The organism is Neptuniibacter marinus (genome assembly GCF_965223595.1).
Classification (GTDB): Bacteria; Pseudomonadota; Gammaproteobacteria; order Pseudomonadales; family Balneatricaceae; genus Neptuniibacter; species Neptuniibacter marinus.
The window spans coordinates 3,642,264-3,654,071 of sequence record NZ_OZ245004.1 but is presented as its reverse complement, the minus strand read 5'-3'; the positions used below and the strand labels follow the sequence as shown (position 1 = coordinate 3,654,071).

General features: G+C 42.9%; 8 protein-coding genes. All 8 read left to right on the top strand.

All coding sequences use genetic code 11. The annotated features are described in order from the left end of the window. Complete coding sequence (locus tag ACOQOE_RS17315; RefSeq protein WP_067862659.1) at positions 1-552, top strand: PilN domain-containing protein; 552 nt, start codon at positions 1-3, stop codon at positions 550-552. Beyond that, positions 552-1,148 carry a type 4a pilus biogenesis protein PilO gene (locus tag ACOQOE_RS17310; protein WP_067862657.1) on the top strand — a complete coding sequence of 199 codons (597 nt, stop codon included), beginning with the start codon at positions 552-554 and terminating at the stop codon, positions 1,146-1,148. Before ACOQOE_RS17315 ends, ACOQOE_RS17310 begins: the two co-directional genes overlap by 1 nt. 10 nt (positions 1,149-1,158) lie before the next feature. After that, on the top strand, positions 1,159-1,719 hold the full coding sequence (locus tag ACOQOE_RS17305; protein WP_067862655.1) for a pilus assembly protein PilP: 561 nt from the start codon (positions 1,159-1,161) through the stop codon (positions 1,717-1,719). An 11-nt stretch (positions 1,720-1,730) separates the two neighbouring features. Beyond that, on the top strand, positions 1,731-3,833 hold the full coding sequence (gene pilQ, locus ACOQOE_RS17300) for a type IV pilus secretin PilQ (RefSeq protein WP_420554566.1): 2,103 nt from the start codon (positions 1,731-1,733) through the stop codon (positions 3,831-3,833). Positions 3,834-3,848: 15 nt separating this feature from the next. Then, complete coding sequence (gene aroK, locus ACOQOE_RS17295) at positions 3,849-4,373, top strand: shikimate kinase AroK (protein ID WP_420554565.1); 525 nt, start codon at positions 3,849-3,851, stop codon at positions 4,371-4,373. Positions 4,374-4,385: 12 nt separating this feature from the next. After that, positions 4,386-5,480 carry a 3-dehydroquinate synthase gene (aroB, locus tag ACOQOE_RS17290; protein WP_067862648.1) on the top strand — a complete coding sequence of 365 codons (1,095 nt, stop codon included), beginning with the start codon at positions 4,386-4,388 and terminating at the stop codon, positions 5,478-5,480. A 41-nt stretch (positions 5,481-5,521) separates the two neighbouring features. Then, entirely contained in the window at positions 5,522-7,087 is a 1,566-nt protein-coding gene (locus ACOQOE_RS17285; protein WP_067862646.1) for an AAA family ATPase, read from the top strand. 191 nt (positions 7,088-7,278) lie between these two features. Then, positions 7,279-11,730 (top strand): glutamate synthase large subunit, encoded by a 4,452-nt coding sequence (gene gltB, locus ACOQOE_RS17280; protein ID WP_420554564.1) that lies wholly within the window; start codon positions 7,279-7,281, stop codon positions 11,728-11,730. The last annotated feature ends 78 nt before the right edge of the window (positions 11,731-11,808 follow it).

Below are 11,808 nucleotides of genomic sequence, written 5' to 3'. Positions count from 1 at the left end.
ATGGCAACTATCAATTTAAGACCCTGGCGTGAAGAGCGCGCTGAAGAAAGAAAGAAAAACTTCTTGATGAACTTATTAGGAGCAGCATTATTTGCTGGCCTTATAGTGTTTGCAGTCGGTTACTATTTTGATTTTATGAAAGATCGTCAAAGTGACCGAAATGGTTATTTGAAAACTGAAACGAAGAAACTAGATCGTGACTTAGCAGCCATTAAAGAATTAAAGGAAAAACGGGCGAAATTGCTTGAGCGCCTTACTGCAATTCAAGAGTTACAAGGTTCAAGACCTCTTATTGTTAGAAATTTTGATGAGTTGGTGCGTGTCATGCCTGATGGGCTTTACTATTCATCTTTGTCACGTAAAGCTAACAGTGTTGTTATAGCAGGGTTGGCCCAAGATAACTTAGATGTTTCGACGTTGATGAGAAATTTGGATACGTCGATTTGGTTTGGTGAACCCAATCTTAGTGGGGTAGGTAAAGGTAAAGATAGTTTGAATACGTTTAATCTTTCTGTGCCTGTTACTAAACCTAAAGCGGATGAGGCTAATTAATGAGTGCGTTAAGGAATGCGTTTAAAGGATTCGATCCTAATGATATGGACTTCAATGCGGCGGGGAACTGGCCTATAGGCGTTAAGATTGTCTGTTATCTAATTGTAGTTGTAGCTATCTGTGCTGCAGGCTGGCATTTTTATATTACAGATAAACAAAGTGCTTTGAAGAAAGAGATATCTAAAGAACAAGGGTTAAAGGCCGTTTACGAAGAAAAGGCTTTTCAAGTGGCTAATCTTGATGCTCTTCGAAAACAGATGGAAGATGTAGAGGAAAAGTTTAGTGAACTAAAAAAACAACTCCCTACAGAGAAAGAAGTACCGGGGCTTTTGGATGATATTACTAATCTAGGTACTGATAGCGGTTTGGATATTGGATCGATCAAGCTTGCGGCAGAATCAAAAAAAGAATTCTACATTGAGTTGCCTATTAATATTAATGTTTCCGGTTCATATCATCAGTTAGGGCAGTTTGTAAGTGGAATCGCTGGTTTACCACGTATCGTGACCCTGCATGACTACACAATAAAACCCTCAGCCGGTAAGGTCTCTATGCAGATTAGTGCTAAGACTTATCGTTATGATGAAACTAAGTAAGGGGGTAGGGATGACTCATCATAGTAGGATTATTATCTTGCCACTATTGTTTTCTTTGCTTACTGGGTGTGTTGAGTGGGTTGAAGATACGAGTGATTTAAAGGAATTTATTGCTAAGGTGCAAGCTAGGCCTGCAGGTTCAATTGAACCCCTTCCGGAATTTAAGCCTTACCATAGTTTTGTGTATAAAGGTGCCTCTATGAGAGAGCCTTTTGTTCCTCTGATTCCGCTCTCTGTTAGTGATAATGTGGATGAAGAGGTCAATGCAGAACCAGATAATGGGATTAAACCTGATGATGCAAGAGATAAAGATTATCTTGAATCTTTTGCTTTGGATCAGTTGAATATGGTCGGAACAATCAATCAAAAAGCGGATAATACGCTATGGGCTTTGATTCGAGATCCTAATTTCGAGATTCATCGGGTTACGGTCGGTAGCTATATGGGTTTAAATTTTGGCGAAATTGTTTCGCTAGATGAACGTAAAATCGAGTTAGTTGAAATTGTAACGAATGGGCGTGGTGGTTGGATGAAACGATCACGAAACCTTGCCTTGGCTGAGCAGGAATAAGGGATATTATTGTGAAAATTTGGGTCCCCATGATGACTAAAGTACGTGTGTATACGAATCTCCGTTGGTTGAGCATAGCTTTGGTCAGTCTTTTATTGTCGGAGTGGGCGGCAGCAGACGTTTTAATGAAAAATGCTAACTTTGTGGCCCTGCCAGGAGGGAAAGTAGAAATTCGTTTTGACTTCGATTCTGCACCACCTTCTCCGCAAGCTTATATGATCAATCAACCTGCTCGTATAGTAATGGATTTATGGGGAGTTGAGAGTGATTTAACAAGCCGTTCCCTGGATGTTAAAACAGGTCAAGTAGATGGAATTAACTTTGCTCAAACGGAAGGCCGGTTAAGGATCGTGGCTAATCTTTACGAGCCCTCTAGTTATAAAACCTTCTCCGAAGGTAATAGTTTGTTTGTTGTTGTGCAAAGTAATAACTCAGGGCTTCCTTCAACGTCAGAAGCATCAGAAAATGTAGTATCAAAAGCATCTGATTCTGGGAGTGCTACAGCGTTTGTCGATGCCCGTTCTAAAGTTCAAGGCATGGATTTTGAACGAGTTGAGGGTGGTGTTGGTCGAGTTACCATTACCATGTCTGATGATAAAGCCGGTGTCGATATTCAGGAAGAAGGTAATAATGTTGTCGTTAACTTGGTGGGCGCCGATCTGTCACGAGCGTTGGAGCAGCGGGTTGATGTACAAGATTTTGTGACGCCTGTTATGTTTATCGATTCGATGGCTAATGGTGGCAATACTAGTATTTTGATTAAGCCAAGTGCCGAGCCTTATGAATATTTAGCTTATCAAACAGATAATCAATTGATTCTTGATTTTAAACCGTTGAGCCAAGCGGAAAAAGATGAAAGAACTAAAGAGTTATTTGAGTTTACCGGTGAGCAGATAGATCTTAATTTCCAAAATGTTGAGTTACGTTCTGTTCTGCAAATTATTGCTGAAGTTGCCGAGTTAAATTTGGTGGTGAGCGATAGTGTTGGCGGTAATATCACTTTGCGTCTTAAAAAAGTTCCTTGGGATCAAGCGCTGGATATTGTTTTGAAAACAGAAGGTCTTGATCAACGCACCGTAGGTAATGTATTGCTTATTGCACCTGCCGATGAGATCGCGCAGAGGGAACAGGCAGAGTTGGAAAGCTCACAGAAAGTGGAACAGCTTGCGCCCCTACGTACGGAGTTTATCCAGGTAGATTATCGAAAAGCATCGGAAATGATGGGCACGGTTCAGGGCGCTAAACTGGTTTCTGAGCGTGGCTTTATTATGGCGGATGATGAAACTAATGTTTTGATGGTGCGTGAAACGGCCAATGCGATTCAAGAAATTCGTGAAACTTTGCAGCGTTTTGATGTAGAAGTGGAGCAGGTATTGATTGAAGCGCGCCTCGTTAATGCTACGTCAAATGTAACTAAAGACTTAGGTATTAAATGGGGATTTGGCTATAACGATGTGGATAATGGTAAAGGCTGGATTGTCAGCCAAGATCAGAGTTCTATCGATTTCTCTAGTACATCCCCAACCAGTGGTTTGAACGTGGATCTGGGTGCTACAGCTACTAATGTTGGGCAGATAGCAATTGGTTTTGCGCCGGGTGCGAGTACATTGATCGGTCTAGAATTGAGTGCTTTAGAAGCAGACGGTAAAGCTGAAATTGTTTCCCAACCTAAGATTCTGACGACGAACGGTAAAAAAGCTTTAATTCAGTCGGGTTCCGAAATTCCTTATCAAACAGTTGAAGATGGGGAAGTTAATATTGAATTTAAAGATGTAGTGCTGAGTTTGGATGTGACGCCGCGCATAAATCCGGGTGATCGTATAGCAATGGAACTACTCATCAAACAAGATTCTATAGGCCAAGTTTTGGCTAATGGTGAATTGAGTATTGACAATAATGAGCTGCAGACAACAGTGGTTGTGCCTGATGGGCAAACAATTGTTCTTGGCGGTGTGTTTAAACATGAAACAAGTGATAGTGTTAACAAGGTCCCATTACTTGGTGACTTACCTATCATGGGCGCACTATTTCGGAATAAAGAGAGCACTTCTGAGAAAACAGAATTATTGATTTTTATTACACCGAAATTGGTGCGTAATTCCTTATCTCAGTAGTTATGGTTGTGTGAATTGAATATATTTTTGATTGGGCCTATGGGGGCTGGGAAAAGTACCATAGGTCGTTTGTTATCCCAAGAATTGAAGCTTGAATTCGTGGATTCTGATCGTGAGATTGAGAAGCGAGCGGGTGCTGATATACCTTGGATCTTTGATGTCGAAGGTGAGTCGGGCTTTAGGGATAGAGAAGAGGGTGTTATTGAAGCGCTCTCTTTACGTAAGGATATTGTTTTGTCTACGGGCGGGGGGGCTATTTTAAGGCCTGAAAATAGAATAATGCTTCAAGCTAATGGTACGGTAGTGTACTTAGAAACATCCGTTGAGCAGCAATTAGACCGCACGTCTAGGGATAAAAACCGTCCTTTGTTGCAGACGGAAAATCCACAGGCTGTTTTGGAAGAGTTAATGTCTATTCGGCACCCTTTATATCTTGATACAGCTGATATTGTTGTAGTTACAGATAAACGCCATCCTAAAACAGTTGTTACAGAAATTATTAGGCAGTTAAAGGCCAAGTCTCCTCTCGAAGTAGAGTAATAAGTAGGTAGTATGCAAACGTTGAAAGTAGACCTAGGGGAGCGTAGCTACCCTATTTTTATTGGCCAAGGGTTGTTAGATAAGGGCCTGATGGTGCCTTATATTTCAGGTAAGCAAGTTTTAATTGTTACTAATGAAACTATCGCGCCTCTGTATCTTGAACGACTTAAAGCCACTTTGAATAAAAAGTTTCAGGTTGATGAAGTTATATTGCCTGATGGAGAGCAGTATAAAAACTTGGAGCAGATAAATAATATTTTTACTGCCCTGCTTGATAAACGTCATAATCGGACAACAACTTTGATTGCATTAGGTGGCGGCGTTATCGGTGATATGACAGGGTTTGCCGCTGCATGTTATCAGCGAGGTGTTGATTTTATTCAGGTTCCCACAACACTTTTGTCGCAAGTTGATTCTTCTGTTGGTGGTAAAACGGGCGTCAACCATCCTCAAGGGAAGAACATGGTTGGTGCGTTCCATCAACCTCAATGTGTCGTTATAGATACAGATGCACTAAATACTTTGCCTGAAAAAGAGCTTTCCGCTGGAATGGCAGAAGTTATTAAATACGGTCTAATCTATGACGAGGCCTTCTTATGCTATTTAGAAGATCATATTGATGGCTTGATGGGATTGCAGCCGGACCTTCTTGAGCAAGCAATACTACGTTCTTGTGAGATTAAGGCTGAAGTTGTTGCTTTGGATGAGCGAGAAGAGGGAATTCGAGCTTTATTAAATCTAGGCCATACTTTCGGGCATGCCATCGAGGCGGATCAAGGTTACGGTGAATGGTTGCATGGTGAAGCCGTCGGTGCCGGTACTATGATGGCTGCCGATATGTCTTTTCGCTTAGGGAATATATCCGCTACTGATGTGGCTCGGGTGAAGTCTATTTTGGAGGCTGCAAATCTTCCATTATACCCACCTGAGGCAATGACGCCGGAACGTTTTGTGGAGCTTATGGGTGTCGATAAAAAAGTTATTGATGGCAGTATTCGCTTAGTGCTCCTAAAAGAAATTGGTAAAGCTGTAGTGACTTCCGATTTCCCTCCTTCCATTTTGTTGGAAACGTTAAGTGCTGGTAAAAAATTAGCAACGTTTTGCTAGTCTGAATTAGGCGCTAATGTCATGGGTTTCGAACGGGTAAAATGAAGAAAAATATATATTTTGAGCCGTCAAGTCGTCTTCAATTATTAGATAAATTGAAGCATTTTATTCGTTTCTCTGACTTTCTTTTGCTGGTTTCAGGTGAGCATGGTGCAGGTAAAAGTACATTGCTTGCCCAGTTAAAGCCAGATACAGAAGACAGTACCTTATATTATTGTTCAGTTCGCCCCGAGATTGAGTTAGGTGAGCAGCAACTGCTAGCATTGTTAATGCAGCAATTTCCTTCGCATGAGCAAAGTGGAGCTAGCTTTGCTGATCAATTAAGTGCCTTTCATCTCCAATTAAAATCTATACAAGCTGCGGGCCAGAAATGTCTGATTACTGTTGATGATGCAGAATATCTGTCAGAAGGGGCGCTGGCGTTATTGTTGAATTTACATGCTGCTGATGCGCAAGTGTTGCTTGTATCGAATAACGATTTTGCAGAGAAATTATTCGCCAGTAATGATGTTAAACATCTTGAGGGGCGAGTTCATCATCTTAATATCGAACGTATGAGCGTTGCGGAAACCGCAGAATATATTGAATTATGTCACCCCGCTGTTTCGACTTTATCGGAAAAGAAAAAAAACGAACTAATTAAATTGTCTGAAGGGATGCCTGGAAGGGTCGAAACTTTATTGGCTGGAGGTAAGGTATCCCTGTCATCTCTACCTGCACAGCGATCATCCTTCCCTCTGCCAGCGTTACATATGCTGGGCGTTGGAGTGCTTTTAATTGCTATTGTTGCCGTCTCTTTGTGGCAGTTTTTGCCAGAAAGCACAGAACCTCTTTCTGAAGTAGTGACCGATGAGCGGGTTTCAGTACCTCTTTCTCTTGCTGTTACCGCGTCAGTTGAAGGCGAAAAGGCTGATACAGTTTCTGTAGAACCTGCTGTAGGTGCTGGAGATGAGTTGATAGAGCAAGTACCTGTTGTTAATGATACACAGGTCGTTGAAACGGATACTCCTATATCTGCTGTTAAAAGTGATCTAGCGCTCCGATTGCAGCAGCAAGAAGCAAAACTTAATAATGAAAATTTAGTGGTGGAAGAAACAAAACCATCTCCAGTGAAGGTTAAGCCTTCTCCGTTGGAAGAAGAGTTAAGAGCTGTAGTGAAGCAAAACACCCCATCTGCTAACAGTGTTCCTGTTGCTGTGAAGGAACAATCCCCTTCAGCATCTGAAGCGCAGGAAAAGAAAACTGTTCCCTCTGTGCCGCAGACGAAGAAAGCGCTTGCGTCGCAAAATAAAGTGGCCGATATTGCACCAAGTGAGAGCGTTCTACTCACGTGGAAATCATCTGGATATACTTTACAAATGACCGGGGCGAGATCAAAGCAGAGTGCTTTGGAGTTTATCGCAGCTCAGTCTAACCCTAGCAAATTTCACCATTTTGAGACTATTTATAAGGGCTTGCCCTGGCATGTGGTTGTTTATGGGCAATATCCTAACCGTGATATTGCTAATGCTGCTATCCGAAAACTGCCTAAAACGCTGCAAAATGTGAAACCTTGGGCAAGAAGTGTGCAAGGCGTTCAACTTGATATAAGAAAGAAAAAACCTTGATGAAACAATAAGATATATTTAGTTTTATACCTGCTTTTAGTGATTTAAACCTTCCTTTATGCTGTTTGGAATTTGTTCCGAACAGACTTCGCGTGTAGAATAGCTGTCCCTTTTTGCTGACTGGCGTATATATTGCAGCAGAAAGATTATTAAGACATTGATTTCGAAGTATTTTTAAGTGGGAATGGCTTATGAGCAAAGCTCTTTATTGCCCCGGTGAATTTAAAGATAACTGCGGTTTTGGCCTTATGGCACACATGCAGGGTCAAGCTAGTCACGATTTGCTAGATAAAGCAATCGAAGCGCTTGCCTGCATGACGCACCGTGGGGGTATAGCTGCAGATGGTAAGACAGGTGACGGTTGTGGCCTGTTAATGCAGAAACCTGATAGCTTCTTGCGCACAGTCGCACAGGAAGAGTTAGGCACCGAACTAGGCGAATTTTATGCAGTGGGTATGGTGTTTTTACCGTGCGAAGCTGCCAAAGCAGAAGCTGCACGTGTTGCAGTTAATACTGCGATTACTAATGAAGGTCTAGGTGTTGCAGGTTGGCGAGTGGTGCCAACGGATGATTCATGCCTTGGCCCTATAGCAAAAGATACTCTTCCTCTTATCGAGCAGGTTTTTATTACTGCTGGAAGCAAGAGTGAGAGGGAGCTTGCTATTAGTTTGTTTATCGCTCGCCGTAAATCTGAAATTGCTATGGCGGCAGATGAAGATTTTTACATCTGTAGTTTCTCTGACAAAGTTATCTCCTATAAAGGATTAACTATGCCGGTGGATCTACCTGTGTTTTATCAGGATCTAGCAGATCCGCGATTAGAAACAGCGGTATGTACTTATCATCAACGCTTTTCTACAAATACAGCACCTCGCTGGCCTTTGGCGCAGCCATTCCGATTCTTGGCGCATAATGGTGAAATTAACACAGTTGAAGGTAACCGTAACTGGGCGAAGGCGCGTGCAAGTAAATTTGCAACTGATCTATTACCCAACTTGGATGAGCTACAGCCGATTGTAAATACGACCGGCTCAGATTCATCAAGTATGGATAATATGCTGGAATTCTTGTTGGTTGGCGGTATGGATATTTATCGTGCTGTACGCATGATAGTGCCGCCTGCGTGGCAGAATGTTGAAACAATGGATGCTGATTTACGTGCATTCTATGATTTTAACTCTATGCATATGGAGCCTTGGGATGGTCCTGCAGGTATGGTAATGACCGATGGTCGCTTTGCTGTCTGTATGTTGGACCGTAATGGCTTACGTCCATCTCGTTGGGTAATGACTAAGCAAGGGTACATCTGTACAGCATCAGAAATAGGTGTGTTCAGTTATAAGCCTGAAGATATTGTTGCTCAAGGTCGTGTAGGACCAGGCCAAATTCTGGCGATTGATACGGCAACTGGCGATGTTTTACATACGCAAGATGTCGATAACCGTCTGAAAGCTGCTAAACCCTATAAAGCGTGGCTGAAAGAGAACGCACTGCGTCTAGAGCAGACCATGAACTTGGATGAAGAGTCTAAATCATTTGTAGAGATGTCTGCGGATGAAGTTAAGACTCATATGAAAATGTTCCAAGTTACATTTGAAGAGCGTGAACAGATTTTGCGACCATTAGGCGAAAGCGGAATGGAAGCCATAGGTTCTATGGGCGACGACAAGCCGATGGCTGTGCTGTCCCATAGGGTGCGCTCTGTATATGATTATTTCCGTCAACAGTTTGCCCAAGTTACCAATCCACCGATCGATCCTCTTCGTGAAGCGATTGTTATGTCCTTAGAGACATGTATTGGTGCTGAGCGAAACGTATTTGAAGAAACGCCGGAACATGCACATCGTGTAATTTTAACCACCCCTGTTCTGTCGGCCAGTAAGTTTAACCGTTTGCGCGATAACAGTGAGCCAGGCTTTGACGTTATTCAAATTGATCTGAACTACGACCCTGAGAAATTTTCTTTAAAAGAAGCTATTCAAGGGATCGCAGATAAAGCAGAACAAAGTGTACGTGATGGTAAAGTTATTCTGATCCTCACGGATGCTAATATTACACGTGGTCTTTTACCTGTTCATGCTGCATTAGCAACAGGCGCTGTACACCACCGTTTGGTCGACAAAGGTTTGCGTTGCGACGCTAACCTTGTGATTGAGAGTGGTACAGTACGCGATCCGCATCATTTTGCTGTTTTGTTTGGCTTTGGTGCCACTGCTGTTTACCCGTACCTTGCCTATCGTGTGTTGAATGACTTGTGTTCTACTGGAGAGATCCAGATGGAAACTTTGCATTCCCATGAAAATTACCGCAAAGGTATTAACAAAGGTTTGATGAAGATCCTGTCGAAGATGGGTATATCAACCGTTGCTTCTTACCGTGGCGCGCAGTTATTTGAAGCGATTGGTTTGAGTTCAGAGATTGTTGATCTTTGTTTCAAGGGTGTTACTAGTCGTATTGAAGGTGCTCGTTTTGAGGATTTTCAATTTGAACAGAGCTTATTAGCTAAAGAAGCATGGGTTGCGCGTAAGCCTATCCAGGCGGGTGGATTGCTGAAGTATAAGCATGACGGTGAGTATCACGCATACAACCCTGATGTGGTTCGTACTATCCATGAAGCTGTTCAGACCGGTAACCCAGAAGCATATCAGCGTTATGCTGCGTTAGTGAATAACCGTGGTTATGCAACCTTACGTGATATGTTGGGGCTGCGTAAAGATGTGCAATCTATCTCCATTGACGAAGTGGAGCCGATAGAAAATATCTTTAAACGTTTTGACTCGGCAGCAATGTCTCTTGGTGCGCTATCCCCTGAAGCTCATGAAGCTTTAGCTGTTGCCATGAACGAATTAGGAGGTCGCTCTAACTCTGGCGAAGGTGGTGAAGACCCTGCTCGTCATGGCACCATGAAACGCTCTAAAATTAAACAGGTTGCTTCAGGACGTTTCGGTGTAACGCCTGAATACCTGTCGAATGCTGAAGTACTACAGATTAAAGTCGCTCAAGGTGCAAAACCGGGTGAAGGTGGACAATTACCAGGTGGTAAGGTCAACGACCTTATTGCTCGCCTACGTTTCTCCGTACCGGGTGTTACTCTAATTTCACCACCGCCTCATCACGATATTTACTCTATCGAAGATTTGGCTCAGTTGATTTTTGATCTAAAACAAGTGAATCCAGAAGCTCTTGTTTCAGTAAAATTAGTATCGCGCCCAGGTGTAGGTACTATCGCTTGTGGTGTGGCTAAGGCTTACGCTGATCTGATTACTATCTCTGGTTATGATGGTGGTACAGCGGCATCACCGATAACTTCTATCCATTATGCAGGCTCCCCTTGGGAGTTAGGTTTAGCGGATGCTCATCAGTCACTTCGTGGGAATCAACTGCGCGGCAATATTCGGTTGCAGACAGATGGCGGTCTTAAGACTGGCTTGGATGTAATTAAAGGTGCAATATTAGGTGCTGAAAGCTTTGGCTTTGGTACTATGCCGATGGTTGCTCTAGGTTGTAAATACCTTCGTATCTGTCACCTAAATAACTGTGCGACCGGTGTGGCAACGCAGAATGAAAAGCTACGTGAAGATCACTTCCGCGGCACCGTTGAAATGGTTAAAAATTTCTTCAGGTTTATTGCAGAAGAAACTCGTCAACTTATGGCACAACTTGGTGTTCGCACTATGGAAGAGCTTGTTGGTCGAGTAGATCTTTTGGAAGCTTTGGATGGTGATACGCCACGTCAGAAGAACTTAGATCTAAGTCCTATTTTGGCTTCAGCTGGTGATGAATTCCCGAACACGTGTCAAGTTGAGCGTAACGAGCCTTACGATACTGCCCAGTTGAATAACCAGATGATTGAGTTAACTCAGTCAGCGATTGATATGAAGCAGGGCGGTGAATGGGCGCTGACGATTACCAACTGCGATCGCTCTGTTGGTGCTCGTACATCGGGTGCTATTGCTAAGAAGCATGGCAACCTTGGTATGTCTGACAAGCCAATGACCTTTAACTTTAAAGGACATGCGGGGCAGTCTTTCGGTGTATGGAATGCCGGTGGCCAGAACTTGTACCTTGAAGGTGATGCTAACGATTATGTTGGTAAAGGCATGGCGGGCGGCAAGATTGTTATCCGACCATTTGCTGAAGTGACCTTTAAATCAAATGAAACTGCCATTATGGGTAACACCTGTTTATACGGTGCGACGGGCGGTAAATTGTTTGCTGCAGGTCAAGCTGGTGAACGTTTTGGTGTTCGTAACTCTGGTGTTCACGCGGTTGTTGAAGGTGCAGGCGACCACTGTTGTGAATATATGACAGGCGGTTTAGTCACAGTTCTTGGTGCAACGGGGTATAACTTTGGTGCAGGTATGACGGGTGGTTTTGCGTATGTATTGGATGTCGATAATAACTTTGTGGATAAGTATAACCATGAGTTAGTTGAGATTCAGCGTATCCATACTGAAAGTATGGAAGCATACAAAAACCATCTACGCTCAGTCATTATTGAATTTACCAAAGAAACTGGCAGTGCTTGGGGTCGAGAGATTATTGATAATCTTGATGACTATATTGGTCGATTTTGGTTGGTTAAACCGAAAGCGGCTAGTTTAAATGATTTACTGACTAGTATTCGTACACGCCCAGAATAAGTGCTACGTACCATTTGGTATATGAAGAATAATCTGCAATCTCCTAATTTGTCGGGAGATTGCTTTTAAGAGGTGAGG